Genomic DNA, 26,042 nt, shown 5'->3' with positions numbered 1-26,042 from the left:
GTGTCGAAGGGCCTCTACCGACGGCGACAGCACGCCTGCGGAGCGCGTGCTTCGACAAGCTCAGCACGAACGGACTGAGAGACGGGATTGAACGAATACCATACCGCCTAGACGGTGAAGCTCTCGCCGCAGCCGCACGCGCCCTTGGCGTTCGGGTTCTGGAACACGAAGCCGGCGGTGAAATCATCCTCCACCCAGTCCATCGTCGATCCGATGAGATAGAGGATCGAACCGCCGTCGACGAACAGCGTGCCGCCGGGCGTGTCGATGCGCTCGTCGAACGGCTTGGCCTCGGTGACGTAATCGACCGAATAGGCGAGGCCCGAACAGCCGCGCTTGGGGGTGGAGAGCTTTACGCCGATCGACCGTTCGGGCGCCCGCGCCATCAGCGCGGCGATCCGCGCGTGCGCGGTGGGGGTCAGGATCAGCGCGGCGGGGCGCCGGCGCACGGCGGTGGCCATCACAGCATCCCCAGTTCGAGCTTCGCCTCGTCCGACATCTTCTGCGGATCCCAGGGCGGATCCCACACCAGCGCCACCTCGGCGGTGGCGATGCCGGGCACCGCGCTCACGCGCAGCTCGACCTCGGCGGGCATCGACTCGGCGACCGGGCAATGCGGCGTCGTCAGCGTCATCGTCACCGCGGCATGGCCGTCCTGCGTGACGTCGACGCCATAGATCAGGCCCAGCTCGTAGATGTTCACGGGGATCTCGGGATCGTAGATCTCCTTCAGCGCCTCGACGACCGCCTCGTACAGCGCGCCGCCGGGCTCGCCCGCGGGATCGACCTGCGGCTTCTGCGCCAGAAAGCCCTGGAGATAATCGCGCTCGCGCGGGGCATCCTCGACGCGCGCCCTGGGCGGCGGCGTCACCGCGTCCACTTCCTCGATCTCGATCCGGTCGCTCATCCGAAGATCCTCGTCACTCTCTCGATACCCTTGACCAGCGCGTCGACATCGGCGGGCCCGTTATAGACGCCGAAGCTGGCGCGGGCCGTGGCCCCGACGCCCAGCGCCTCCATCAGCGGCTGCGCGCAATGATGCCCGGCCCGGATCGCCACCCGGCCCTCGTCCAAGATGGTGGCGACGTCGTGCGGATGCACCCCCTCCACCGTGAAGCTCACGATTCCGGCCGAATCCGCCGGCCCGTAGACGCGCACCGAGTTGATCCCGGCCAGCGCCGCGCGCGTCCGCGTCACCAGCGCGGTCTCGTGCGCGTGGATGGCATCCAGCCCTAGCGCCGCGACATAGTCGATCGCCGCCGCCAGCCCCAGCGCGCCGACGATGTGCGGCGTGCCCGCCTCGAACCGGCCCGGCGGCGGCGCATAGGTGGTGCGCGCGAAACTCACCCGGTCGATCATCGAACCGCCCCCCTGCCAGGGCGGCATCGCGTCGAGCAGTTCGGCCCTCGCCCACAACACCCCGATCCCGGTGGGACCATACAGCTTGTGCCCCGAAAAGGCGTAGAAGTCGCAATCGAGCGCCGCCACATCCACCGCGATCCGCGGCACCGCCTGGCAGCCGTCGAGCAGCAGCTTCGCGCCGACGCCATGCGCCAGATCCGCCGCGCGGCGGCCGTCGAGCACCGATCCCAGCACGTTCGACACATGCGCCAGCGCCACCAGCTTGTGCGCGGGCGTCAGCATCAGCGCCATCGCATCCAGGTCGATACGGTGATCCGCGGTGAGCGGCAGCACGTCGATCGCGAGGCCCCTGGCCTCCGCGACCATCTGCCACGGCACGATGTTCGAATGATGTTCGAGCATCGAGAGCAGGATGCGGTCGCCGGCCTTCAGATGGGTCGCGGCATGGGATTGGGCGACGAGGTTGATTGCCTCGGTCGCGCCGCGGACGAAGACGATCTCGTCCGCGCTGCCCGCGCCGATGAAGCGCGCGACCTTGGCCCGCGCCGCTTCATAGGCCAGCGTCATGTCGGCCGAGCGCTGATAGACGCCGCGATGCACCGTGGCATAGGTTTCGCCATAGGCGCGCGCGACCGCGTCGACCACCGCCTTCGGCTTCTGCGCGGTGGCGGCGGTGTCGAGATACGCCCAGCCCGCCGGGATCGCCGGAAAATCGGCAAGCGCGTCGAGCGGCCGGTCGGCCTGCGTCATCACAACAACGCCGCCAGCCACGCATCGGCGTCCGCGGCAAAGGCGTCGCGCACCGTCTCGTCGGCGATCCGGTCGAGCGCATCGCCCACGAACGCGCGCGTCAGCAGCGCCTGCGCGCGCGGACGCGGAATGCCGCGGCTTTCCATGTAGAACAGCGCGCGCCGGTCGAGCTCGCCGACCGTGGCGCCATGCGCGCATTTCACGTCGTCGGCGAAGATCTCCAGCTCGGGCTTCAGGTTCACCGTCGCGGTGCGCTGGAGCAGCAGGCCGCGCAGCGACTGCTCGCCATCCGTCTTCTGCGCGTGGCGCGCCACTTCGACGGCGGCGGCGAGGCTCGCGACCGAACGGTCCGCCGCGACCGCGCGCCAGAGCTGGTGCGACTGGCCGTCCGGCTCGGCATGGTGGACGCGCACCGCGCATTCCTGGCGCTGCGTGCCGCTGGTCAGCAGCGCGCCGCCCAGTTCGGCATAGCCGCCCTGCCCCACGCGCACGCCGCCGTCGATCCGCGATCCCGCGGCGCCAGCGCCCAGGAACACCGCGACGAGGCTCGCGCCCGCGCCCAGCTCGACATCCTCGCGCAGGCTGACGAAGCCCGCGCCCTGAAGCAGCCGCACCGAGCGCTGGAGCCGGGCCGCGGCGCCGATCCGGATCAGGGTGGCACGGTTGGACCAGCCGGCGCCGACGAACGTCTCGATCACCTGCGCGGTGGCGTCGTCGCCCAACACGATCTCGGCGGGAAGATGGTTCTCCGCGCCCGTCGCGACATGGACGATCTGCACCGGATCGGCGGCGGCGTCCTTGGCCAGCCGCAGCGACCAGCCACGGCCCTGCGCATGCCGGCCGAGCGGATGATCGTGGCCGGACAGATCGGCGAGCACCACCGGCCCGAGTTCGCTCCGCCCGGCATCCAGCACGCCGTCGACGAACAGCAGCCGCGCGCCGGGCAGATCGAGGAAATGGTCCGCCTGGCCATAAGCCACGGGCGCGAGCGCCGCCGCGGCGGACAGCGCACCGAGATCGGCCCAGCGCCACGCCTCGGCGCGGGTGGAGGGGAGTTCGAGCAGGCTCACGCGCTCACCGCCGCATAGCCCTCGCGCTCGAGCTGGTGCGCGAGTTCGGCACCGCCGGTACGCGTGATGCGCCCGGCCTCGAGGACGTGGACGAAATCGGGCGCGACATAATCCAGCAGCCGCTGATAATGGGTGATGAGCAGCACCGCCTTGTCGGGCTTGCGCATGATCCGGTTGATCCCGTCGCCGACGATGCGCAGCGCGTCGATGTCGAGGCCGCTGTCGGTCTCGTCCAGGATCGCGAACTTCGGGTCGACGATGCCCATCTGCACCATCTCGTTGCGCTTCTTCTCGCCACCCGAAAAGCCGACGTTCACCGGCCGCTTGAGCATGTCGTGATCCATGCCGAGCAGATCGGCCTGCCCGCGCGCGAGCTTGAGGAATTCGCCGCCCGACAGCGGCTTCTCGTCGCGGCTCGCGCGCTGGGCATTCAACGCCTCGCGCAGGAACTGGACGTTCGACACGCCGGGGATCTCGACCGGATATTGGAAACCGAGGAAGACGCCCGCCGCCGCGCGCTCATGCGCGTCGAGCGCGAGCAGATCCTGCCCGTCGAACGTCACCGATCCCGCGGTCACTTCGTAGCCGGGCCGCCCGCCGAGCACATAGCCCAGCGTCGACTTGCCCGCGCCGTTCGGCCCCATGATCGCATGGACCTCGCCCGCGTTCACGGTGAGGGTGAGACCCTTGAGGATTTCCTTGCCGTCGATCTCGGCGTGAAGATTTTCGATTTTCAGCATGATGAACTCTTGGCAAAAAGTGTGAGGCAGCGATCGGCGTTCTGCGGCATCATCCGACCGAGCCTTCGAGCGAGATCCCCAGCAGCTTCTGCGCCTCGACCGCGAATTCCATCGGCAGCTGCTGGAGCACCTCGCGCGCGAAGCCGTTGACGATCAGCGCCACCGCGGCCTCCGCATCAAGCCCGCGCGACATGGCATAGAACAGCTGGTCCTCGCTGATCTTCGACGTCGTCGCCTCGTGCTCGATCTGCGCCGAGGGGTTGCGCACCTCGATATAGGGCACGGTATGCGCGCCGCACTGGTCGCCCAGCAACAGACTGTCGCACTGGGTGAAGTTGCGCACGCCCTCCGCGGTCGGCGCGACGCGCACCAGCCCGCGATACGTGTTGTCGCTGCGCCCCGCCGAGATGCCCTTCGACACGATGGTCGAACGGGTGTTCTTGCCCAGATGGATCATCTTGGTGCCGGTGTCCGCCTGCTGGCGGTTGTTGGTCACCGCCACCGAATAGAATTCGCCGACCGACCCGTCGCCCGCCAGCACGCAGGACGGGTATTTCCAGGTGATCGCGGAGCCCGTCTCGACCTGCGTCCAGCTCACCTTGCTGTTCTTGCCCTGGCACAGCGCACGCTTGGTGACGAAATTGTAGATCCCGCCGACGCCGTTCTCGTCACCGGGATACCAGTTCTGCACGGTCGAATATTTGATCTCGGCATCGTCCAGCGCCACCAGTTCGACGACGGCGGCGTGCAACTGGTTCTCGTCGCGCATCGGCGCGGTGCAGCCCTCCAGATAGGAGACGTAGCTGCCCTTGTCCGCGACGATCAGCGTGCGTTCGAACTGGCCGGTATTCTCGGCATTGATGCGGAAATAGGTGCTGAGCTCCATCGGGCAGCGCACGCCTTCGGGAATGTAGACGAATGTGCCGTCCGAGAAGACCGCGCTGTTGAGCGTCGCGAAATAATTGTCGCGCTGCGGCACGACCTTGCCGAGCCATTTGCGGATCAGATCGGGATATTCCTTGATCGCCTCCGAGATGGAGCGGAAGATCACCCCCGCCGCCTCCAGCTCCTTGCGGAAGGTGGTGGCGACCGACACGCTGTCGAACACCGCATCCACCGCCACGCGGCGCTTCGGCGTGCCGTCCTCGTTCGTCTCCTCGACGCCCGCGAGCATCTTCTGCTCGGCGATCGGGATGCCGAGCTTTTCATAGACGCGCAGGATCTCGGGATCGACCTCGTCCAGCGAGCCCAGTTTCGGCTTCGCCTTGGGCTCGGCGTAATAATAGGCGTCCTGATAGTCGATCGGCGGCATTTTCAGCTTCGACCAGTCGGGCGCCTCCATCGTCTGCCACAAGGCAAACGCCTTCAGCCGCCAGTCGAGCATCCAGGCCGGCTCGCCCTTCTTGGCGGAGATGTAGCGAACGGTGTCCTCGCTCAGCCCCTTGGGCGCGAATTCCTGCTCGATGTCAGAGGAGAAACCCCATTCGTAGGTCTTGTTCGCGGCGGCATAAGCCTCGGCGTTGCGGGTAGCCATTATACGGTCACTCTCGTTCCCCGGCGAAGGCCGGGGTCCAGTTGGGAAGGTTGCAGCGAGGTCGCGGCCGGACTCCGGCCGTCGCCGGGGAGGACAGACGCCAGCGACGCCAGCGACACGCCCGCGAGCGCGCCGCGCACGGCATCGTTGACCGCGTTCCAGTGCGGCTTGACCGAACAATGGTGATCCAGCCCGCAATCCTGCCGGCCATCCTCGACACAGGCGGTAAGCGCGATCGGCCCCTCCACCGCCTCGACGATATCGGCCAGGCTGATCGACGCCGGCGGCCGCGCCAGGCGAAACCCGCCGCCGGTGCCGCGCGCGCTTTCCAGTAGCCCGGCCGAAGACAGGCGGCTGACGAGCTTCTGGGCGGTCGGCAGCGGCACGCCGGTCTCCTCGGCCAGCAGCGTCGCGTTCAGCCGCGCCACGCCGCCACAATGGCGCGCGGCGGCCGACATCATCACGACGGCATAGTCGGCAAGGCTGGACAGGCGCATGGTTTCCAATCGGAACGGATCGCTCGGATTGCAGATGGTGCGGTGCCGCACACGCGTCAACCCGGTTTGGCTGCGAACGACTCGCAGGATTTTCCCTCTCCCCTTGGGACAGGGAGGGCGCGACACGGTCGCGGAAGAGTGAGAGTGAGACGGATGATCGGCATTGCGCTTGTCACCCTCGCCCTTCCGCCGCTACCGCAGCTCCCTCCCTCTCCCAGGGGGAGAGGGAATTCCGATGGCCTTCTACCACCCGCTCCTGTTCCGGATCGATGCCGAGCGCGCCCACGGGCTGACGATCGCGGCGCTTGCCGCCTGGGGCCGCGCCGGGGCGCCGCTCGCGCCGGTCTTCGCGTCCGCCCGGCTGGCGACGACCGTGGCGGGGATCGCCTTTTCCAATCCGCTGGGGCTCGCGGCCGGCGTCGACAAGGATGCGCATGCGGTGGGCGGGTTCTTCGGGCTCGGCTTCGGCAGCGTCGAGGTGGGAACGCTCACCCCCCTGCCCCAGCCCGGCAATCCCCGCCCGCGCCTGTTCCGCCTGCCCGAGGATCGCGCGGTGGTGAACCGCTTCGGCTTCAACAATGGCGGGCTGGCGGCGGCGCTCGCCCGGCTGCCGGCAAAGCGCGCGGGCGTGCTCGGCATCAATGTCGGCGCGAACAAGGATGCCGCGGACCGGATCGCCGATTACGTCCACGGCGTCGCCGCCGCCGCGCCGCACGCCGATTACGTCACGATCAACATCAGTTCGCCCAACACGCCGGGCCTGCGCGACCTGCAGGGCGCGGCGCTCGCCGAACTGCTCGCCGCCTGCGGCGCGGCGCGGGGCACCACCCCGCTCTTCCTCAAGGTCGCGCCCGATCTGGAGCCGGACGCGATCGACCATATCGCGCGCACCGCGATCGACGCGCGGGTCGACGCGTTGATCGTCGGCAACACCACGGTCACGCGGCCGGACCTGGTGTCGCCGGGCCGGGCGGAGATCGGCGGCCTGTCGGGCGCGCCGCTCGCCACGCTCGCGCACCAGCGGCTGCGCGATTTCCGGGCGGCCACGGGCGCGGCGATCCCGCTCGTCGCGGTAGGCGGCATCGGCAGCGGGGCGGAGGCCTATGCGCGGATCCGCAGCGGCGCGGCGCTGGTCCAGCTCTACACCGCGCTCGTCTATGAAGGGCCGGGGCTGGCGCTCCGGATCCTGCGCGATCTGGACAAGCTGCTCGAACGCGACGGTTTCGCCAGCGTCGCGGAGGCGGTGGGCACGGCATAGCGGCTTGCCCCTAGGGCAAAGGCCGTTACGATCGGGCGCAATGAAACGCCTGCTCCTCGCCGCCCTGCTCGCCACGCTTCCCGTCGGCCTCGCCGCGCGCACGAACATCCCCGCGGCGGGGATGGTGAGCGCGGCCGATCCGCGTGCCGCGGCGGCGGGGGTGGAGATGCTGCGCGCGGGCGGCAGCGCCACCGATGCGGCGATCGCGGCGATGCTCGCGCTGAACGTCGTCGAGCCGCAGAATTCGGGGATCGGCGGCGGCGGCTTCTGGGTGGCGCAGGCGCACGGCCGCACCACCACGATCGACGGCCGCGAGGCCGCGCCGATGGCGGCGGACGCGCACTGGTTCTACGGCCCCGACGGCCAGCCACTCAGCCACGCCGATGCGGTGCCGGGCGGGCGCAGCGTCGGCGTGCCCGGCATCCTGCGGCTGATGGCCAAGGCGCACGAACAGGGCGGCAGGCTTCCCTGGGCGCGGCTGTTCGCGCCGGCGATCCGGCTCGCCACCGATGGCTTCGCGGTCACGCCACGCCTCAACAACGGGCTGGCGCGGTTCGGCGGCCATGTCGATGCCTGGGCGCGCGCGCATCTGTTCGGCGCGGACGGACGGCCGCTCCCGGTCGGGACGGTGGTGCGCAACCCCGAACAGGCCGCGCTCTTCACGCAGATCGCCGCGCGCGGCGCCGGCAGCTTCTATGTCGGGCCGACCGCGCAGGCGATCGTCGCCACCGTCGACGGGGCGGCGCGCAATCCGTCGAAGATGACCGCCGGCGATCTGGCCAGCTACGACGCCAAGGCGCGCGCACCGGTGTGCGGCACCTACCGGACCTACCGGATCTGCGGGATGGGGCCGCCCTCGTCCGGGGGCGTCGCGGTGCTGCAGATCCTGAAGCAGCTCGAACGCTTCGACATGACCGCGCTCGGCAAGGATTCACCCGTCGCCTGGCATCTGTTCGCCGAATCCGAGCGGCTCGCCTATGCCGATCGCGATCTGTATCTCGGCGATCCCGATCATGTCCGCGTGCCCGTGGCGGGGCTGATCGCGCCCGGCTATCTGGCGAAGCGTTCCGCGCTGATCGCGCCGGACACGACGATGGCCAGCGTCTCGGCGGGCGTTCCCGCCGGCGCGCCGCCGCGGATCAAGGCGACCGTCAGCGAAGTGCCGGGCACGAGCGATCTCGCCGCCACCGACGCGCAGGGCAATGTCGTCGAGGTGACGACCACGATCGAGGGCTATTTCGGATCGGGGCTCACCGTCTCGGGCAATTTCCTCAACAACCAGCTCACCGATTTCGACATCGTTCCCGAAAAGGACGGTGCGCTCGTCGCCAACCGGGTGGAGGGCGGCAAGCGGCCGCGCAGCTCGATGTCGCCGACGATCGTCTACAATCCCGACGGCAGCGTGCGGATCGCGATCGGCGCGGCGGGTGGCTCCACGATCATCGCGCAGGTGGCCAAGGCGCTGGTGGGCGTGCTCGACTGGCATCTGTCGGCGCAGGACGCGATCGGCCTGGGGCTGCTCTATGCACCTGGCGCGGTCGCGGTCGCCGAACAGGGCACGCAGCTCGACGCGATGCTGCCCGCGCTGCGCGGACTGGGCGAAAACGTGCAGAGCGCACCGCTCGGGCTCAAGGCCAATGCGATCGAGCGGGTGGGCGGGCGCTGGGTGGGTGCCGCCGATCCGCGCAGCGAAGGCGTGGCGATGGCCGAGGACGGCAGCGTCGCCCCGATCATCCGGGTCGGCGCGCCGACCAACCGCCCCGCCGAATGACGCCGTAGAACCATAACGAAAAAAGCAGGAGAGACGCGCATGGAGCGCTTCCCCAATCTCGTCACGATGTTCTTCACCCGGGCGCGCCAGAAGGGCGACGCGCCGTTTCTCTGGGTGAAGCGGGAGGGCGCCTGGGTCGGGACGAGCTGGGCCGAGGCCGCACGGCAGGTGGCATCGCTCGCCACCGCGCTCCGCGCCATCGGGATCGAACGCGGCGACCGGGTGATGCTGGTGGCCGAGAATCGGCCCGAATGGTGCCTGTCCGATCTGGCGATCATGGCATCGGGTGCGATCACCGTGCCCGCCTACACCACCAACACCGAACGCGACCACGCGCACATCATCGAGAATTCGGGCACCCGCGCGGTGATCGTCTCGACGCAGAAGCTCGCGCGCACGCTAATGCCCGCCGTGCTGCGATCGAGCACCGTGCAGGCGGTGATCGGGATGGAAGAGATGCGGCTGGGCCAGACCGGGATCGGCGTGCACGACTGGCACGCGCTGATCGCGGCGCACCCCGCCGATCCCGCTCGGATCGCCGCCGAGGCCGATTTCACCCGCGAGGACACCGCCTGCATCATCTACACCAGCGGCACCGGCGGCGCGCCGCGCGGCGTGATGCAGCATCACGGCGCGATCCTCCACAATGCGGCGGGCTGCGCGGCGATCATCGCGGAGGATTTTCCCGCGACCGACGAGGAGGTGTTCCTCTCGTTCCTCCCCCTCTCGCACGCCTATGAACATACCGGCGGGCAGCACATGCCGATCTCGCTCGGCGGCCAGATCTATTACGCCGAAAGCCTCGACCGGCTGGCCGCCAATATCGAGGAGGTTCGGCCGACCATCATGTTCGTGGTGCCGCGCCTGTTCGAGGTGCTGCGCACGCGGATCGCCAAGGCGATCGCCAAACAGGGCGGCGCCTCCGCCTATCTGCTGGAGCGCGCGATCGCGATCGGCACCCGGCACTATGACGGCCGGCTGCGGCTGGTCGATCGGCCGATGCAGGCGATCGTCGGCACGCTGTTCAAGCCCAAGATCGCCAAAAAATTCGGTGGCCGGATGAAGGCGATGGTGTCGGGCGGCGCGCCGCTCACGCCCGAGGTCGGGCTGTTCTTCCATGCGATCGGCGTCACCTTCCTCCAGGGCTATGGCCAGACCGAGGCGGGCCCGGTCATCTCGTGCAACCGCCCGCGCGCCGGCATCCGGATGGATTCGGTCGGGCCGCCGCTTGCCGATACCGAGGTGCGGATCGCCGAAGACGGCGAGATCCTGGTGCGCGGCGAACTCGTCATGCACGGCTATTGGCGCGACGAAGCGGCGACCGCCCGCGTGCTGAAGGACGGCTGGCTCCACACCGGCGATATCGGCGAGATCGATGCGGCGGGCCGGATCGCGATCACCGATCGCAAGAAGGATCTCATCATCAACGACAAGGGCGACAATGTCGCGCCGCAGAAGGTGGAGGGGATGCTGACGCTCCAGCCCGAGATCGGGCAGGCGATGATCGCGGGCGACCGGCGCCCCTATATGGTGGCGCTGATCGTGCCCGATCCCGAATGGACGCAAGGCTGGTGCGCGGCGAATGGCGATACGTGCGATTTCGCGCGGCTGAGCGAGAACAGCGACTATCGCGCCGCGCTCTCCGCCGCGGTCGAGCGCACCAACAAGGATCTCTCGGTCACCGAACGCATCCGCCGCTTCGTGCTGGCGGACGGCGCCTTCACCATCGAGAACGAACAGATGACGCCCTCGCTGAAGATCCGCCGCCACGTGCTGCGGCAGGTTTATGGCGAGCGGATGGACGCGTTGTATCGGGCGTAGATCCCTCTCCCGCTCCCCGGCCTCCGCCGGGGAACGAAGCGGGGAAGGCCCCCGTCACTTCCCCTTGGGCACCACCGCCATCGTCCAATCCTTGTCGGGCCGCAGATATTTGGCCGCGGTCGCCTGCAGTTCGGCGGGCGTGATCGAGATGAAGTCGCTGGCGAGCGACCGCGTCGCGTCGATCCGGCGGGGATCATAAGCGGAGCCCGCCATCAGCTGCATCCAGAACTGGTTGCCGGTGGAGGCGCGCAGCAGGAACTGGCTCATCGGCAACATGATCCGCTTCAGCTCGTCGGGCTGGAGCGGGTGCGCGGCCAGATCGGCGGCGATGCCGCGCGCGGTGCGGAAGAACAGGTCGACGTTGGCGGGCGCCACCTGGCCGATCGCGATCATCCGGCCACCGCTCGCCAGCCCCACCGGCCATTGGCTCTGCACATTGGGGCTGTAGCTCGCGCCATCCGCCTGGCGCAGCTTCTCGAACAATCGGTCGCTGAACACCTGCGCCAGCACGTCGAGCCGGCGACTGTCCTTGATGCCGTCGATCCCGCCGCCCGTCGGCCAGGCGATCACCGCCACCGCTTGGTTTTCCGCGCCGGTATGCGTGCGTATCACCGGCGCGATGTCGTGGGCGGGGAAGCGCACGGGCGGCGGCACCGCGGTGCTCGCCGCGCGCGGCTTGAGCGCGCCGAACGTCCTGGCCACCGCCGCCACCGCATCGTCCGCCTTCACGTCGCCGAACACCGACACCTCGATCGGCCCGGTCGCGAGCAACGGCTCCCACAGCCTGCGGAAATCCTTCGGATCGAGCGCGGCGATCTGCGCGCGCGGCGGCACGCCCCAGCGCGGATCGCCGTCGTGCAGCAGCCGATCGAGATCGCGCGACAAGACGCCGTCGGGCGACGAATCGTAACCGTCATAGCCCGCCAGTGCGACCGCCTTGGCCCGCTGCACCGGCGCCGGATCCCAGCCCGGATGCGCGAGCTTGGCCGCCATCAGCCGCAACTCGTCCGCCAGATCGGCGGGCGAGGTGAGCGCGTTCAGCGAAAAGGCATCGTCGTTCACGTCGAAATCGAGCCCGATCCGCCGTCCCGACGTCAGCTGTTCCAGATCGCCCTGGTCGAGCTTGCCGATCCCGCCCTGCACCAGCGCGAGATCGCCCGCCCAGGCCGGGCTCGGTCGATCGGCGGGCAGCGCATTATAGCCGCCGCCGAACCGCACGCGGACATAGACGCGCCCGGTCTCGCCCGCATTGGCGGAGAGCAGCATGCGAACGCCGTTCGAGAAGACGATCTTCTCCATCTCGAGCCCGGCCAGCGGCTCGCGCGACACCACCGTTCCCGGGGTGCCGAGCGCGGGCAGCATCGAGAAATCGACCGCGCCCTGCGTCCGGCGCTTCACGACCGCGGCCTTCACGTCCTCTTTCAGCGCGGTGGCGAGCCGGGCCGCCGCGGTGGCGTCGGGCGTGCGCGTGTTGACCACGGCACGGGTCGCGGTGCCCGCGAAGATCGCCTTGGTCGAGGCGAGCAAGGTGGCGGGGGTGAACATCCCCTTCGCCTTCGCATCCTTCAGGATCGCGTAGCTGGTTTCGGGGCTGGTGGTCGTCTCGCGGATATCGAGCGCCTCGCCCATGTCGTCGGCCTGTTTGGCGCTCGCCTCCACCTTCGCCGTCTCGACCGCGGTGCGCATGATGGTGTCGAAATCGGCATATTCGCGCTCCACCTCGGCGGGGGTCGCGGGCGTCGTCTCGGCATCGGCGATCACGCCGCGAACCGCTTTCAGCGCCTGTTCCCAATCATTGCCGACGGGCACGATGCTGACCGAGGTGACGTTGGCCGAACGCGAAACGTCGTCGATCGAGACGCCCGCCTGGAGGAAGCTGCCGCCGGTGCGCGCGCGCTGCTCCAGCCGGCGGCTGATGAGCCGCGCGGCGAGCGTATCCACCAGCCGCTTCTGGTTGAAGATCACGGTGTCCGCGTTGAAATGCCATGGCCGCACCACTGCCATCGCGACGACGGGCGGCAGGCCGGCCTCCGCGATCGCGCCGGTCGTCGGCTTCGTCGGATCGGGCTTGCCGAAATCGGGATCGGCGGGGGCCGGGCCCACACCCTGCCAGCCGGAGAAATTCTTGACGACCAGCGCCGCAACCGCCGCGGGATCGATGTCGCCCGACACGATCACGGTGGCGCGCGTCGGCCGATACCAGCGATCGTGGAACGCCTTGACGGTGGCGCCGGTGGCCGCCTCCAGCGTCTTCACATGGCCGATCGGCGAGCGATCGGCGAGCGGCTGGCCCGCGTAGAACACCCGCTGCACCGCCTCGCCGAAGCGCACCTGCGGCCCCGGCTGCTCGCGCTGTTCGGCCAGCACGACGGGCCGTTCGGCGTTGAGCGTGGTATCGGTGATCGTCGGATCGGCCATCATCCCCGACAGGATCTTCAGGCTCTCGTCCACCGCAGCGGGCGTCGCCGAGGGCAGGTCGAGCTTGTAAGTCGTCTGGGTGGGCGTGGTCTGCGCGTTCGAATCGGAGCCGAAGGTGGCGCCGAACCGCTGCCACACGCGCTTGGCCTCGCCATCGGGGACATAGCGCGATCCGCGGAACGACAGATGCTCGATGAAATGGGCGAACCCGCGCTCCGCATCCGTCTCCATTAGCGATCCGGCATCGATCCGCACCCGGATCGACACCTGGCCCGGCGGCACCGCGTTGCGCCGCGCCGCGACGTGCAGGCCGTTGGCGAGCGTGGCGAATTTCCACGCCGGATCGGGCGTGATGTCGCTGCCCTTGTACAGCCAGGCGGTGGTGTCGACGCCGGAAAGCGACGGCAGCGTGGGCGCATTCGGGTCGACCGGCGTCTGGAACGCGGGTGACGCACCCGTATCCGGGGCGGGAGCACCGAGGACGGGAATCGCCAGGCCGATTGCGAGGCCGACGAAGACGGGGACGCGAAACGCGCGCAAGGGGTACGCCATCCGCGCTATCTAGCCCCCCGCCGCCCGCGGCGCCAGCGCGCGCATCCTGCCATCATCGGGGCTGGATCGGCCATGATTTGGACCCACATTCCAATTAGGCGCAGCGACATACCGGTCACGACAGGCGTGCCCGGATGTTGCATCCGCGATGTGATGGCGCGCGATGGACCGCCGAGATGGCACGGAGATGACGGTGCAGGCCGAAACCAAGACGAACCCCGCAATGTGGCGGAATCCGGGCAACGACAATGCGGAGGCCGAGGCCGCAACCGCATCGCGCGGGCCCCGCGTGCCCGATCTCAACGTCATCTCGGGCGCGCCCGCGCCGGGCGCCGCGATGGAGGCCGAACGCGGCCGCCCGCTCATCATCCGGTTCGGCAAGCATCTGCGCGGCATCTTCGACCGGCTGATCGCCTCGTCCAGCCTCGTTCCCAACGATCCCGTGCTCGACGTGCGCGATTTCGCCTGGACCGCGATCCTGCGCGACAACTGGCAGGCGATCCGCGACGAGGCGGTCGCGGTCGCGCTGCGCGGTGATGCCGCCCCCAGCCTCGCCACGATCTCGCCCGATCATCGCTCGATCGCCGAGGTGAACAAGTGGCGTTCGTTCTTCCTGTGGGGCTATGGCTATCCGATTCCCGAAAACCTGGCGCGTTGCCCGCAGACGCGCGACGTGGTCGAGCGCATCCCCGGCCTCAACAGCGCGTTCTTCTCGATCCTGGCGCCCGGCACGCACATTCCCGAACATCGCGGCGTCACCAAGGGGCTCATCACCTGCCATCTCGGCCTGATCGTGCCGCGCGACGGCGACGTGCGGATGCGCGTGCACGACCGGATCGTGCGCTGGGCGGAAGGCGAGACGCTGGTGTTCGACGATACCTACCAGCACGAGGTGTGGAACGACACGCAGAACACCCGCGTCGTGCTGCTGATCCAGTTCGAACGCCCCTTGCGCCAGCCCGGCAAGTGGTTCGCGGATTTCTTCATGGGTTTCGTCAAGCGCTCCGCCTTCGTGCAGGAAGCGCGCGACAATATCGACCATTGGAACGCCGCAGTGAAGCAGCTCGATGTCTGAGCTCGGCGTGCGCGATCAGCGAAAGCTAATCGCGTAAAAATCGCCGAGCCCGGCCAGCGATGCCGAGGGCATCGGCTGACGGCGCGGCTCTGCCGCGGCGCGGTAAATCCCTGGCAGCCCTCCCCGCCCCCTCCACACAGGCAGGAGGGGAATGGCTTGCGCCCACGCCCCCCACGCGCCACATGCCTCTCATGCTGATCGAGACCGAAACCACCCCGAACCCGGCGACGCTGAAGTTCCTGCCGGGACGCACCGTCATGGAAGCCGGCACGCGCGACTTCGCCGACCCCGAAGAGGCGGAGGCGAGCCCGCTCGCCGAGGCGATCTTCGGTCTGGGCGATGTGACCGGGGTGTTCTTCGGCCGCGACTTCGTCTCGGTCACCGCGGCGCCGGGCGTGGCGTGGAGCAGCCTGAAACCCGACGTGCTCGGGCTGCTGCTCGATCATTTCTCGGCCGCGATGCCGCTCTTCAAGCCCGCCAAGGCGGGGTTCGCGGTGCCGTCGGACGACGCCATGATCGCCACCGACGATCCCGCGGACGCCGACATCATCGGCCAGATCCGCGACCTGATCGAGACGCGCGTACGCCCTGCGGTCGCGAACGACGGCGGCGACATCGTCTATCGCGGCTTCGACAAGGGCAAGGTGTTCCTCCAGCTTCAGGGCGCCTGCGCCGGCTGCCCGTCGTCGAGCGCGACGCTGAAGAACGGCATCGAGCAACTGCTCCGCTACTACGTCCCCGAAGTCACCGAAGTGCGAGCCGTCTGATGCCGAAGATCGCCGACGAAGCGCTCGATGCGCTGTTCCGCGAAGGCCGCAGCTTCAACGGCTATACCGACGAGCCCGTGGCGGAGAGCGATCTCCATGCGATCTGGGATCTGATGAAGATGGGGCCGACTTCGGCCAACCAGCTGCCCGCCCGGCTCGTCTGGTGCACCAGCGAAGCGGCGAAGGCCAAGCTCGCCGAATGCTGCACCGGCACCAACCCCGACAAGGTCCGCGCCGCGCCCGTCACCGTGATCGTGGGCATGGACAACGACTTTCACGAGCATCTGCCCGAACTGTTTCCGCATGTGGATGCCAAGGCCTGGTTCGACGGCAATGCCGAGCTGCGCGCGGTATCGGCGTTTCGCAACAGCACGCTGCAGGGCGCCTATCTCATCATGGCGGCGCGCGCGCTGGGTCTGGGCACCGGGCCGATGTCGGGCTTCGATGCGGGCAAGGTCGACGCGGCGTTCTTCCACGACATGCCGGCCGTGAAGACCAACTTCATCATGACGCTCGGCCATGGCGATCCCGCGACCGTCCATGCGCGCTCGCCGCGACCGGCGTTCGAAAAGTTCAATCGCATCGCCTGACGCGCGGCCGGTGCTCACCCTCGTCATCGAGACCGCGACCGCGGCCTGTTCGGTCGCGCTGATCGCGGACGGCCGCGTGGTGGCGCGCGATCATGATGCGGTGGGCCGCGGCCATGCGGAGCGGCTGGTGCCGATGATCGCCGCGCTGCCGGACGGCGGGCGGGCGCCGCGCATCCTGGTCGATTGCGGACCCGGCAGCTTCACCGGCATCCGCGTCGGCATCGCCGCCGCCCGCGGGCTGGCGCTCGGCTGGGGATCGACGGTGCACGGCTTCTCGTCGCTCGCGCTGATCGCGGCGGGCGCGCAGGCGCGCGAGCCCGAGCCGCTTGCGGTCGTGATCGAGGGCGGCCATGGTGAGGTCTTCATGCAGCGTTTTTCCGCCCCGTTGGAAGCCCTTGCCCCGGCGGTGTCGCTCCGCCCCGAAGCGGCGCTCCGCGCGCTCGGCGGCCTGCCCGCGATCGGCAGCGGGGTGCACCGGCTCGCCGCGATCGACCCGCGCTTCGCCGGCACCGACGCGCTGCCCGATGCGGGCGATGCGGTGTATCTGCCCCCCGCCTTTGCCGCCCTGCCCCCGCGCCCGGTCTATGGCCGCGCGCCCGACGCGAAGCCTCAGCCGCCGCGCTGATGGCGACGCGCACGATCCAGCTTCGCGGCGGCGACGCGCGCGATATCGCCATGGTCGACGCGCTGATGAAGGCGGCGTTCGACCCGCGCTTCGGTGAGGCGTGGACGCGCGGCCAGGCGTTGGGCGTGCTGGCGCTGCCCGGCATCCGCCTGACCATCGCGCTGGTGGACGACGTGCCCGCGGGCTTCGCGATGGTCCGCGGCGTGCTGGACGAGGCCGAGCTGCTGCTGATCGCGGTCGATCCCGCGCAGCGCCGCCGCGGCATCGCCACCGCGCTCCTGCGCGCGATCGAAGCGGATTGCGCGGCGACCGGCGTGACCGACCTCCACCTCGAGGTTCGCGCGGGCAACGACGCGCTGAAGCTCTATCTCGCGCACGGCTTCGTCAAGGTGGGCGAGCGCCGCGCCTATTATCGCGGGCCCGAGGGCAAGGCCTATGACGCGCACACCTATCGCCGCGCGCTGCCCTGATACCACCGGGCGCCGCCCACTATCGTTATTGCGAGTCGGTCGCCCTTTTCGCAACAGCGTGGCGTCGCTACATGGGGGGTACAACAGCGGGAACGGACATGGCGCGCAAGATCGACCTCGAAGCCCTTTGCAACGCGAAGGGGCTGCGCATCACCGAGCAGCGCCGCGTGATCGCGCGCGTGCTGTCGGAGGCCGAGGACCATCCCGACGTGGAAAAGGTGTATGAGCGCGCCTCGGCGATCGATCCCGGCATCTCGATCGCGACGGTCTATCGCACCGTCCGCCTGTTCGAGGAGGCGGGCATCCTCGACCGCCATGATTTCGGCGACGGCCGCGCCCGCTACGAACCCGCGCCCGAGGCGCATCACGATCATCTGATCGACGTGGAATCGGGCAAGGTGATCGAGTTCGTCGATCCCGAACTCGAACAATTGCAAAAGGCGATCGCCGAAAAGCTGGGCTTCCGCCTCGTCGATCACCGGATGGAGCTCTACGGCGTGAGTCTCGCCCGCAAGGATTGAGGTGCGCGCCAACGCCCGGCTCGGCCTGCGGATCGCGGCGCTGCTGCTCGCCCTGTTGGCGGGACTCGCGCTCCACGGCGCGTGGCGGCTGTTCGGTCGGCCCTCGCCCTGGCCGCGGCGCTTTCTCGGAACCGTCGGCCGGATCGTCGGTGCCCGCAGCCGAATCGTCGGCACGCCGCTGCGCCGCGACGTGCTGTTCCTCGCCAACCATCTGAGCTGGATCGACATCCTGCTCGTGGCGGGCGCGACGGGCAGCGCCTTCGTCGCCAAGGCCGAGCTGGCGCGCGTACCCTTGATCGGCTGGTTGTGCCGCCTGAACGCCACGCTGTTCGTCGAACGCGGCGACCGGCTGGGCGTGGCGGCGCAGATCGCGCGGCTGCGCACGGCGATCGCGCGGGGTCGCCCGGTCACGATCTTTCCCGAGGGCACCACCGGCGACGGCGTCACGCTGCTGCCGTTCAAGGCGGCGCTGCTCGGCGTGGTCGACCCGCCGCCGCCGGGGGTGCGCGTCCAGCCCCTCCGCATCGATTACGGCGACGCCACGCGCGGCCTGGCCTGGGTGGGCGACGAACCCGGCCTGGCCCACGCGCTGCGCGTCCTGCGCCGCCCGGACCGCTTCACCGCGACGCTGACGTTCGCGGAGCCCTTCGTGCCCGAAGGCGGCCGCAAGGCGGTGGCGGCGGAAGCGCGGGCGCGGATCGAGGCGGTGGCTGGGTGAGGGGTGACGGCTGGCCGGACGTGGAAGTGATTCGCCCTTGCGACCACGGCAATCGTTGGCTCGGGGCAGACCTTTCCTGTAGCTCCATTTGCAAGAGCACTGTTGCGACGAAGGGCAATCGACAACGGATTTTGAGAATTCGGCCTTCGATTGCGACCGCCGAAGACCGCATGAACCCGTTTCTCACCAGACATTGGTTTGCGAGAGTGCGAAGAACACGGGCGTAAAGCCATCCATTAACCCAAGGCGACATTACCGGTTCGCCGTTTATTGCGCTGGTGTCAATAGAACGAACGAAGCGTAATTATCCGCGAACTACCATCACATAGCTTCAAGGAATGGCGCGTTTTGGGTGCCGCCCGATGCCAATAGCCGCTGACCAAGTCCTCGGACACCGGCTTGTCGTCGATGGCGCATATCGCCATCTTGGGCTTGAGTCCTGCTGTCATCGCTGGGGAGCCTCGCATGACATGAGCGATATTCCATCGACCATTCATAACGGACCCCTGAATGCCGGAAAGGCTTCTATAAATCGGAGGGGCGGGCGGCACTCGGGGTTCCAATTTCATCTGTCCCGCCGTGAGATCGACCGTCATGTTATAGGCACGTAGAACGCCCATACCGATCGATGTCTGAATCTCCTTTGCACCCCACCAACTGCCATCCTCAACGGTAGCATAAGCACCGGTCACCTTATGCGTGCCGATCATGAAGTCCTTCAATCGACCGAGCGGCTGGACCACGGTGCCGCCTACGCCGATCGACGCAAAGTCTGTCTGTGGCGCGAATCCCGTCAATTCGACCGCGCGGGACGATAGGGAGACGTCGCCATCGCTGCCGGTGTCGATCATGGTCAAGGATACGGATCTGCCGTTGACCGATCCGTTGGTGACCATTCGCGAATTCCCCGGTCCGACCTTGATCGGAACACCATCGACCACAGGAACTGAACCGGACTTCATCAAACGGAAGCGATGATGATCTTGATCGACCTGCCATTCGAACGGACCGAGCAAGGGTAGGCCAATCACGACATCGACACCCTCCAAACTCGAGACGGTAAGCTGGCTGAGATCGACGACGGTGACTGCGCCGGGTCTTGCCGTGCGAAAGGCGCCGATGTCCAGCGCGACAGACGGCGTGGTATAGTATTGGGCGGCTCCACCGAAGCCAACCACTTTGCTCCATGACGTTAAAGGGAGGTGATGGGCGTCCGCGTAGGATTTGCTAACGATCAGCTGGTCAATTCCTGTATCAACCAGTGCCTTAGAGGGCCTCCCGTTCAACACGATCGGTATAACGACATGATCGTCATGGGGATCGAAACCTATCCAAACCGATCCGGTATCTGGCATCCAGAACGTCGGTGGGTTGGTAAATGTATCGGGCAAAGGGGACGTCACTTCCTGGACTTCGGCCAACAGCACAGTGCCTAATATTGTTGCACAGGCGGCTAACAACGTGCAAGCCGGACGTATTGTTCGCTCGCATATCCAAGCAATTTCACCAACTTGCATCATCAGGCCTTTGTTATAACCCTACCCGACTGGCATGATGCCCTTTCTCACACCTTGTCCGCAAGTGAGCGCCTCGACTTTTATAGGAAATCCTTTTTCCTCAACACCATCATCGACGAATTCCGAGAACGTAGAGCCATTCTCGGGGCACGATCTTGTATGGAAAGCCCAGTCGGTCCGATGCCTTCCCAAAAGCCGCTCATCGGCCCTCCACCACCATTCCCCCCCCCGCCCCGGAACGCCCCCGCCACCCGCCGGTTCGTACCCCCGAACGGACAGGAGCGACCGCATGGCCAGCGAACACAAGCCCACCCAGACAATGGCCGCCAACGCCGAGAAGGGCCTCGCCCTGCGCGAACGGTTCCACCGCGGCGGCACCGATGTGGGCGTGAAGCGCGCGCAGCAGATCGTCGACGGGCATGCGATGTCCGACGCGGACGTGAAGTCGATGCACGCCTATTTCGCGCGCCACGCGGTCGACAAGGACACGCACGCGCATCAATGGGGCAATGACGAGGATCCGTCCGCCGGCTACATCGCCTGGCTGCTCTGGGGCGGGGACGAGGGCGAGGCCTGGGCGGATCGGCAGCGCGCGGCGATCGCGGATTGAGGCCCCTCCCCTCGCGCGCCCGATGTTGCTAAGGCGCGCGCGATGAAACCCGCCCCCCAGACCTTCCACGTCAAGTCGTTCGGCTGCCAGATGAACGTCTATGACGGCGAGCGCATGGCCGAGCTGATGGCGGCGCAGGGCCTCAGCGCGACCGATGACGCGGCGTCGGCCGATCTCGTCGTGCTCAACACCTGCCACATCCGCGAGCGCGCGACCGAGAAGGTCTATTCGGACATCGGCCGGATCCGCAAGGATGCGGGCAAGGCGGGCCGCGCGCCGATGATCGCGGTGGCCGGCTGCGTCGCGCAGGCCGAGGGCGAGGAGATCGTCCGCCGCGCCAAGGTGGACGTGGTCGTGGGGCCGCAATCCTATCACAACCTGCCGGCGCTGGTGGCCGATGCCGCGGCGGGCAAGGCGGCGCTCGATACCGAGATGCCGCTGCTGTCCAAATTCGGCGCGCTGCCGGCGCGGCGGCGGGTGGGGCCGTCGGCGTTCCTGACGGTGCAGGAAGGCTGCGACAAATTCTGCACCTATTGCGTGGTGCCCTATACGCGCGGCGCCGAGATCAGCCGGCCGTTCGCCGCGATCGTCGACGAGGCGAAGGCGCTGGTGGATGCCGGCGCGCGCGAGATCACGCTGCTGGGGCAGAACGTCAACGCCTGGAGCGACGACGGCGGCCCGGCCGGGAGCCGCGGCCTGCACGACCTGATCCGCGCGCTCGACCGCATCCCCGGCCTGGCGCGGATCCGCTATACGACCAGCCACCCCAACGACATGGCACAAGGGCTGATCGACGCGCATGGCGACGTGGAATCGCTGATGCCGTTCCTCCACCTTCCCGTGCAGTCGGGCAGCACGCGGGTTCTGAAGGCGATGAACCGCAGCCATGGCCGCGACGATTATCTGCGCCTGCTCGACCGGGTCCGCGCGGTCCGCCCCGACATCGCGCTGTCGGGCGATTTCATCGTCGGCTTTCCGGGCGAGACCGAGGCGGATTTCGCCGAGACGCTCGGCCTGGTGGATGCGGTGGGTTACGCGCAGGCGTTCAGCTTCAAATATAGCGCGCGGCCCGGCACGCCCGCCGCCGCGATGGCCGGCGCGGTGCCGCCCGAGGTGATGGACGTCCGGCTCCAGCGCCTCCAGGCGGCGCTCAACCGCGACCAGCACGCGTTCAACCTGGCCAGCGTCGGCCGCACCTGCCCATTGCTGATCGAACGCCGCGGCAAGCTGCCCGGGCAGATGCTCGGCAAATCGCCCTGGCTGCAATCGGTGCATCTGATCGGCGATCATGCGATCGGCGATCTGGTTTCGGTGACGCTCGCCGCCGCCGGGCCCAATTCGCTCACCGGCGCCGCGAACATCGCGGTCGCCGCCTGAGAAATCGCACTGTCCTACAGGCGGTCCACCTGCCACACTCACGGGCGATGCCATCCGACTCGCCCGGCCCGCCCGCTGCCCTTGAACCCCGTCGTGCGGCGGCTCATCTTGTCGTTTCACGCCTCCACTTCCTCCACTTCGCCCTCCTGCCTCAAGGATCTGCATGAGCCGCAAGCCTGTCCCCGCCCAGTCCGGCGATCGCAGCCGCGTGGAAATCCTGTTCGACAAGCCCCAGCTCCTGCCGCGCCTCTTCGGGCAATATGACCAGAATCTGGTGGCGCTGGAAAATCGCCTGGGGGTGTACATCACCGCCCGCGGCAACCGGGTGGGGCTGGAAGGATCGGCCGATCACGTCGCCACCGCGCGCGCGGTGCTGCAGGATCTCTACAACCGCATCACCCGCGGCGAGGAGGTGGATACCGGCCTGGTCGACGCCGCGATCGCGATGGCCGCCGAGCCGACGCTGGCGGGCATCATCAAGGCCGATCCGGGCGGCGCCGGCGCGCCACCGATCATGATCCGGACGCGCAAGAAGACGATCGTCCCCCGCACGCCGGCACAGGCGCATTACATGCGCGAGTTGACCACCAACGACATGATCTTCGCGCTCGGGCCGGCGGGCACGGGCAAGACCTATGTCGCGGTGGCGCAGGCGGTGGCGCAGCTCATCAACGGCAGCGTCCAGCGGCTGATCCTGTCGCGCCCCGCCGTCGAGGCCGGCGAGCGGCTGGGCTTCCTGCCGGGCGACATGAAGGAGAAGGTCGATCCCTATCTCCGCCCGCTCTACGACGCGCTCTACGACTGCCTGCCCGCCGAACAGGTGGAGCGGCGGATCGCCAGCGGCGAGATCGAGGTGGCGCCGATCGCCTTCATGCGCGGGCGGACGCTCGCGGATGCGTTCGTGATCCTCGACGAGGCGCAGAACACCACGCAGGCGCAAATGAAGATGTTCCTGACGCGCTTCGGCCAGAACAGCCGGATGGTGATCTGCGGCGATCCCAAGCAGGTCGACATCCCCGGCGGCGTCGGCGCATCAGGGCTGGGCGACGCGGTGCGGCGATTGGAAGGGATCGAGAGCATCTCGATCTGCCGCTTCGGCACGCAGGACGTGGTGCGCCACCCGATCGTGGGCCGCGTGGTCGAGGCCTATGAGGGAACGGACGGGCCAGCGTGATCCAGATCGAACTCAGCGCCGACGAACCCTGGCCCGAGGGGGAATGGGAGGCGCTCGCCACCCGCGCCGCGCGGGCCGCGATCGAACGGACGCCGCATGGCGGCCTGCTCACCGATCCCGCGACGATCGAGATCTCGATCCGGCTGACGTCCGACGACGAAGTGCGCACGCTGAACGCCCGCTATCGCCACAAGGACAAGCCGACCAACGTCCTGTCCTTTCCGATGGTGCAGTCCGATCTGCTCGAGACTGTCACGCAAGGGTCGGACGACGGCGAGGTGCTGCTGGGCGACATCGTCCTGGCGCACGGCGTCTGCACGGCCGAAGCGGCGGACAAGGGCGTGTCGGTCGAGACGCATGCCACGCATTTGGTGGTGCACGGCGTCCTCCATCTGCTAGGCTATGACCATCTGGCGGACGACGAGGCGGACGCGATGGAGGCGATCGAACGGGACGCGCTCGCATCGCTCGGCATCGCCGATCCCTATCTGGTGCGCGAGGATTGACGAAGCGACATGGCCGATGGCCCCCAAGCCGGGAACGGCGACAGTAGCGGCGAAGGCATCTGGCGCGGGCTGAAGACGTTGATCTTCGGCGGCGGCGACGACGAGACGCTGCGCGACCAGCTCGAGGAAGCGATCGACCGCCACGAGGACGATCCGGCGCCCGACGCGAAGGGCGACCTCACCCCGCTCGAGCGCCAGATGGTGCGCAACCTGCTCCATTTCGGCGAGCGCGACGCGGGAGACGTGGGCGTGCCGCGCGCCGATATCGTGGCGGTCGAGGAAGGCATCGCGTTTTCCGATCTGGTGTCGGTGTTCGCCGAGGCCGGCCACAGCCGCCTGCCGGTCTATCGCGAGAAGCTCGATACGATCGTCGGCATGGTCCATATCAAGGACGTGTTCGCGATCCTGGCGACCGGCGCCGAACACCCGGCGCGGATCGCCGATTTGATCCGCGAGCCGCTCTATGTGCCGATGAGCCGCGGCGCGCTCGATCTGCTGGCGGATATGCGCCAAAAGCGTGTCCATCTGGCCATCGTGCTCGACGAATATTTCGGCACCGAAGGGCTCGTGACGATTGAGGATCTGATCGAGGAGATCGTCGGCGATATCGAGGACGAGCATGACGATGCGCCCGAGGCGCTGCTCGTGCCGATCGACGGCGGCGCCTGGGATGCCGATGCCCGCGCCGAGCTGGAGGATGTGGCCGACACGATCGACGCGCGGCTGGGCGAGGCGGATGGCGACATCGACACGCTGGGCGGGATGGCCGCGATCCTCGCCGGCCGCGTGCCCGCGGTGGGCGACTGCATCGATCATCCCAGCGGCTGGAAGCTCGAGGTGACCGATGCCGACGAACGCCGCGTAAACCGGCTCCGCCTGCATCCCCCGGTCGCGCCCGCGGAGGAATGACGGCGTCTCGCCTTGCCTTGGGGTTGCAGACCGGGCCGACACGCGCGACTAGCCGCGCATGGATCTGCCCAGCTTCTATGCCCGCCTGATTGTCGCCATCGGTGACGGCACGGGAATGGCGGATTCGCTGCTCCATGTGCATGCCGGCATGGCCATTCTGATCGTCACGCGCGTGGTCACCCGCCGCTCGCTGGCCACGCCGTTGCCGCTCGCCGTCGTGGCGGCGTTCGAAGCCGCCAACGAGATCATGGACCGGCTGCATTACGGATCCTGGCGCTGGGCGGACACGCTGGGCGATGTCGCCAACACGATGTTCTGGCCGACTATCCTCTTTATCGGGCTTCGAATCAGCCGCGCTCGGACTTCTCCGACACGCTAGGGCTGCAATCGACCGGCGAGCATCGGCCGCATGAGCCGTTCCGTGCGGTCGCGAGTTATGATCCGGAAGGAGCGCGATGCCGATGAAGGACGAACCCGGAGCCACCGCCCGACGCAATCTGCTGATCGCGATGGCGATCGGGGTCATGCTCGCGATCGCGCTCGTCGTGCTGTTCACCGGCAAGGTGGCCAAGCCCGCGGCCGGGCAGCGGCCCTCACCGCCACCGCTTTCCGCGCAAGGTTGAAATGTCCACGAGGAGCCGATGATGAGCGACCCCATCAAACCCACGACCGAGACGAAGCAGCCCAATCTTTCGACCGAGCATCAGAACGAGGGCGACGCACGCCGGCCGAGCGACACGCTCGACAAGGGTCAGCCCGACCGTAGCGACGAAGGACCGGAGCGAAAAAAATCCTCGCTTACCTGACGTTCGAACCCGTTCGGGATGGAAAGCGGCGCGTTACCGCGCGTGGTGATGGCCGCGCCATGTGCCCATGGGGTGGCCATGATGCGCGGCATCGAAGGGGGGCCGGTGGCGCCCGTGCGCCGAGCTGAGCGCCACGGTGGTCAACAGCATCGAAGCCGCCGCGCTGACCAGATACTTCATGCCCGCCCCCGCGGCGCGATGCGCGAGGCCGCGAGCGCAAGCAACATCGCGCCTTCGAAAGCCCAGCCCAACACGCTCAGCGGATATAGCGCGTTCATCATGGTTCCCCAGCCATCCTTGCAAGTCTCGTGGATAGGACGTCGCCGATGCGGCAAACCCGCACCGCGATGTCCTCCGCCGGCCGTTATTCGAGCGCGGCGGCCGTCAACCGCGCCTCGGCACCGCGCCGGATCGGCCGGCATACCCAACCCGCCAGCAACCCAGTTCCCACGGTGCCGCCCACCATCATCGCCGATGCATAGAATTCCACCATTGCATGCCCCTCCCTCGGGCCCATCGCCGCAGGCTCCTGATGAAAGACGTTGCGAACGCGACAAACCCGCACGCGTCGCGGCGAGAGAATGTCGAAATCCATAGCGACGGA

The 26,042-nt window shown here is 68.2% G+C and carries 29 protein-coding genes; 18 read left to right on the top strand and 11 right to left on the bottom strand.

Translation table 11 applies throughout. The features are described 5' to 3' along the window. Nucleotides 1-107 precede the first annotated feature (107 nt). The 7 genes from OXQ95_RS02015 to OXQ95_RS01985 are packed head-to-tail and all read right to left on the bottom strand — an operon-like array spanning nucleotide 108 to nucleotide 5,953. Nucleotides 108-461, bottom strand: coding sequence for an iron-sulfur cluster assembly accessory protein (locus tag OXQ95_RS02015; RefSeq protein ID WP_267378875.1), 354 nt, complete (start codon nucleotides 459-461; stop codon nucleotides 108-110). Then, nucleotides 461-907 carry an SUF system Fe-S cluster assembly protein gene (locus OXQ95_RS02010; protein WP_267378873.1) on the bottom strand — a complete coding sequence of 149 codons (447 nt, stop codon included), beginning with the start codon at nucleotides 905-907 and terminating at the stop codon, nucleotides 461-463. The genes OXQ95_RS02015 and OXQ95_RS02010 overlap by 1 nt, the downstream gene beginning before the upstream one ends. After that, entirely contained in the window at nucleotides 904-2,112 is a 1,209-nt protein-coding gene (locus OXQ95_RS02005) for a cysteine desulfurase (RefSeq protein ID WP_267378870.1), read from the bottom strand. The genes OXQ95_RS02010 and OXQ95_RS02005 overlap by 4 nt, the downstream gene beginning before the upstream one ends. Further along, nucleotides 2,112-3,182 (bottom strand): SufD family Fe-S cluster assembly protein, encoded by a 1,071-nt coding sequence (locus tag OXQ95_RS02000; RefSeq protein ID WP_267378867.1) that lies wholly within the window; start codon nucleotides 3,180-3,182, stop codon nucleotides 2,112-2,114. The genes OXQ95_RS02005 and OXQ95_RS02000 overlap by 1 nt, the downstream gene beginning before the upstream one ends. Then, a complete protein-coding gene (gene sufC, locus OXQ95_RS01995; protein ID WP_267378864.1) occupies nucleotides 3,179-3,922 on the bottom strand; it encodes a Fe-S cluster assembly ATPase SufC in 744 nt (247 codons plus the stop codon). Before sufC ends, OXQ95_RS02000 begins: the two co-directional genes overlap by 4 nt. A gap of 49 nt (nucleotides 3,923-3,971) precedes the next feature. Continuing rightward, a complete protein-coding gene (sufB, locus tag OXQ95_RS01990; protein WP_242096385.1) occupies nucleotides 3,972-5,456 on the bottom strand; it encodes a Fe-S cluster assembly protein SufB in 1,485 nt (494 codons plus the stop codon). After that, nucleotides 5,456-5,953 (bottom strand): SUF system Fe-S cluster assembly regulator, encoded by a 498-nt coding sequence (locus OXQ95_RS01985; protein ID WP_267378860.1) that lies wholly within the window; start codon nucleotides 5,951-5,953, stop codon nucleotides 5,456-5,458. The genes sufB and OXQ95_RS01985 overlap by 1 nt, the downstream gene beginning before the upstream one ends. Before the next feature lie 235 nt (nucleotides 5,954-6,188). Between OXQ95_RS01985 and OXQ95_RS01980 the strand changes: the two genes are divergently transcribed. From OXQ95_RS01980 to OXQ95_RS01970, 3 genes are read left to right on the top strand one after another with little or no spacing between them, the layout of a single operon-like run. Beyond that, the gene (locus OXQ95_RS01980) at nucleotides 6,189-7,211 is read left to right on the top strand and encodes a quinone-dependent dihydroorotate dehydrogenase (protein ID WP_267378858.1); all 1,023 of its coding nucleotides are present in this window, start codon (nucleotides 6,189-6,191) and stop codon (nucleotides 7,209-7,211) included. A 40-nt stretch (nucleotides 7,212-7,251) separates the two neighbouring features. Then, complete coding sequence (locus OXQ95_RS01975) at nucleotides 7,252-8,982, top strand: gamma-glutamyltransferase family protein (RefSeq protein ID WP_267378856.1); 1,731 nt, start codon at nucleotides 7,252-7,254, stop codon at nucleotides 8,980-8,982. Nucleotides 8,983-9,021: 39 nt separating this feature from the next. Then, the gene (locus tag OXQ95_RS01970; protein ID WP_267378854.1) at nucleotides 9,022-10,803 is read left to right on the top strand and encodes an AMP-dependent synthetase/ligase; all 1,782 of its coding nucleotides are present in this window, start codon (nucleotides 9,022-9,024) and stop codon (nucleotides 10,801-10,803) included. Nucleotides 10,804-10,857: 54 nt separating this feature from the next. On the opposite strand, the gene OXQ95_RS01965 is transcribed toward OXQ95_RS01970, so the two are convergent. Continuing rightward, nucleotides 10,858-13,773 (bottom strand): M16 family metallopeptidase, encoded by a 2,916-nt coding sequence (locus OXQ95_RS01965; protein ID WP_267378852.1) that lies wholly within the window; start codon nucleotides 13,771-13,773, stop codon nucleotides 10,858-10,860. A gap of 163 nt (nucleotides 13,774-13,936) precedes the next feature. Between OXQ95_RS01965 and OXQ95_RS01960 the strand changes: the two genes are divergently transcribed. The 7 genes from OXQ95_RS01960 to OXQ95_RS01930 all read left to right on the top strand — a co-directional run bounded on the left by OXQ95_RS01960 (nucleotide 13,937) and on the right by OXQ95_RS01930 (nucleotide 18,539). Further along, nucleotides 13,937-14,848, top strand: a complete 912-nt coding sequence (locus OXQ95_RS01960) for an aspartyl/asparaginyl beta-hydroxylase domain-containing protein (RefSeq protein ID WP_267378849.1) — start codon at nucleotides 13,937-13,939, stop codon at nucleotides 14,846-14,848. Nucleotides 14,849-15,039: 191 nt separating this feature from the next. Further along, nucleotides 15,040-15,615 carry a NifU family protein gene (locus tag OXQ95_RS01955; RefSeq protein WP_242096691.1) on the top strand — a complete coding sequence of 192 codons (576 nt, stop codon included), beginning with the start codon at nucleotides 15,040-15,042 and terminating at the stop codon, nucleotides 15,613-15,615. Next, complete coding sequence (locus OXQ95_RS01950) at nucleotides 15,615-16,205, top strand: malonic semialdehyde reductase (RefSeq protein ID WP_267378847.1); 591 nt, start codon at nucleotides 15,615-15,617, stop codon at nucleotides 16,203-16,205. The genes OXQ95_RS01955 and OXQ95_RS01950 overlap by 1 nt, the downstream gene beginning before the upstream one ends. Nucleotides 16,206-16,215: 10 nt before the next feature. Beyond that, nucleotides 16,216-16,830, top strand: a complete 615-nt coding sequence (tsaB, locus tag OXQ95_RS01945; RefSeq protein ID WP_267378844.1) for a tRNA (adenosine(37)-N6)-threonylcarbamoyltransferase complex dimerization subunit type 1 TsaB — start codon at nucleotides 16,216-16,218, stop codon at nucleotides 16,828-16,830. After that, on the top strand, nucleotides 16,830-17,300 hold the full coding sequence (locus OXQ95_RS01940) for a GNAT family N-acetyltransferase (protein ID WP_242096394.1): 471 nt from the start codon (nucleotides 16,830-16,832) through the stop codon (nucleotides 17,298-17,300). Before tsaB ends, OXQ95_RS01940 begins: the two co-directional genes overlap by 1 nt. Nucleotides 17,301-17,398: 98 nt before the next feature. Beyond that, nucleotides 17,399-17,821 (top strand): Fur family transcriptional regulator, encoded by a 423-nt coding sequence (locus OXQ95_RS01935; protein WP_242096395.1) that lies wholly within the window; start codon nucleotides 17,399-17,401, stop codon nucleotides 17,819-17,821. Nucleotide 17,822: 1 nt separating this feature from the next. Further along, nucleotides 17,823-18,539, top strand: a complete 717-nt coding sequence (locus OXQ95_RS01930) for a lysophospholipid acyltransferase family protein (protein ID WP_267378841.1) — start codon at nucleotides 17,823-17,825, stop codon at nucleotides 18,537-18,539. A gap of 281 nt (nucleotides 18,540-18,820) precedes the next feature. Here the strand turns inward: OXQ95_RS01930 and OXQ95_RS01925 are convergent, their stop codons facing one another. Continuing rightward, nucleotides 18,821-19,960: an aspartyl protease family protein gene (locus tag OXQ95_RS01925; RefSeq protein WP_267378838.1), complete on the bottom strand. Its 1,140-nt coding sequence runs from the start codon at nucleotides 19,958-19,960 to the stop codon at nucleotides 18,821-18,823. A gap of 385 nt (nucleotides 19,961-20,345) precedes the next feature. On the opposite strand from OXQ95_RS01925, the gene OXQ95_RS01920 reads away from it, so the two are divergent. From OXQ95_RS01920 to OXQ95_RS01885, 8 genes are all read left to right on the top strand, one after another. After that, a complete protein-coding gene (locus tag OXQ95_RS01920) occupies nucleotides 20,346-20,666 on the top strand; it encodes a hypothetical protein (protein ID WP_267378834.1) in 321 nt (106 codons plus the stop codon). 42 nt (nucleotides 20,667-20,708) lie between these two features. Beyond that, nucleotides 20,709-22,043: a tRNA (N6-isopentenyl adenosine(37)-C2)-methylthiotransferase MiaB gene (gene miaB / locus OXQ95_RS01915; protein ID WP_267378831.1), complete on the top strand. Its 1,335-nt coding sequence runs from the start codon at nucleotides 20,709-20,711 to the stop codon at nucleotides 22,041-22,043. A gap of 163 nt (nucleotides 22,044-22,206) precedes the next feature. Beyond that, entirely contained in the window at nucleotides 22,207-23,217 is a 1,011-nt protein-coding gene (locus OXQ95_RS01910; RefSeq protein ID WP_242096400.1) for a PhoH family protein, read from the top strand. Then, complete coding sequence (gene ybeY / locus OXQ95_RS01905; protein ID WP_242096401.1) at nucleotides 23,214-23,723, top strand: rRNA maturation RNase YbeY; 510 nt, start codon at nucleotides 23,214-23,216, stop codon at nucleotides 23,721-23,723. Before OXQ95_RS01910 ends, ybeY begins: the two co-directional genes overlap by 4 nt. A 9-nt stretch (nucleotides 23,724-23,732) precedes the next feature. Next, complete coding sequence (locus OXQ95_RS01900; RefSeq protein ID WP_242096402.1) at nucleotides 23,733-24,632, top strand: hemolysin family protein; 900 nt, start codon at nucleotides 23,733-23,735, stop codon at nucleotides 24,630-24,632. Between the two features lie 58 nt (nucleotides 24,633-24,690). Continuing rightward, a complete protein-coding gene (locus tag OXQ95_RS01895; RefSeq protein WP_242096403.1) occupies nucleotides 24,691-25,011 on the top strand; it encodes a hypothetical protein in 321 nt (106 codons plus the stop codon). Nucleotides 25,012-25,093: 82 nt separating this feature from the next. After that, entirely contained in the window at nucleotides 25,094-25,255 is a 162-nt protein-coding gene (locus tag OXQ95_RS01890; protein WP_267378825.1) for a hypothetical protein, read from the top strand. A 21-nt stretch (nucleotides 25,256-25,276) separates the two neighbouring features. Beyond that, nucleotides 25,277-25,438 (top strand): hypothetical protein, encoded by a 162-nt coding sequence (locus tag OXQ95_RS01885; RefSeq protein ID WP_267378822.1) that lies wholly within the window; start codon nucleotides 25,277-25,279, stop codon nucleotides 25,436-25,438. 33 nt (nucleotides 25,439-25,471) lie between these two features. Here the strand turns inward: OXQ95_RS01885 and OXQ95_RS01880 are convergent, their stop codons facing one another. Further along, complete coding sequence (locus OXQ95_RS01880) at nucleotides 25,472-25,618, bottom strand: hypothetical protein (RefSeq protein ID WP_242096406.1); 147 nt, start codon at nucleotides 25,616-25,618, stop codon at nucleotides 25,472-25,474. 184 nt (nucleotides 25,619-25,802) lie between these two features. Then, on the bottom strand, nucleotides 25,803-25,931 hold the full coding sequence (locus OXQ95_RS01875) for a hypothetical protein (RefSeq protein ID WP_267378820.1): 129 nt from the start codon (nucleotides 25,929-25,931) through the stop codon (nucleotides 25,803-25,805). Nucleotides 25,932-26,042 lie beyond the last annotated feature (111 nt).

The organism is Sphingomonas sp. GC_Shp_6 (genome assembly GCF_026540835.1).
Lineage (GTDB): Bacteria > Pseudomonadota > Alphaproteobacteria > Sphingomonadales > Sphingomonadaceae > Sphingomonas.
Note: the sequence above shows the minus strand (reverse complement) of the source record. Positions and strands in the feature narration are given on the sequence as shown.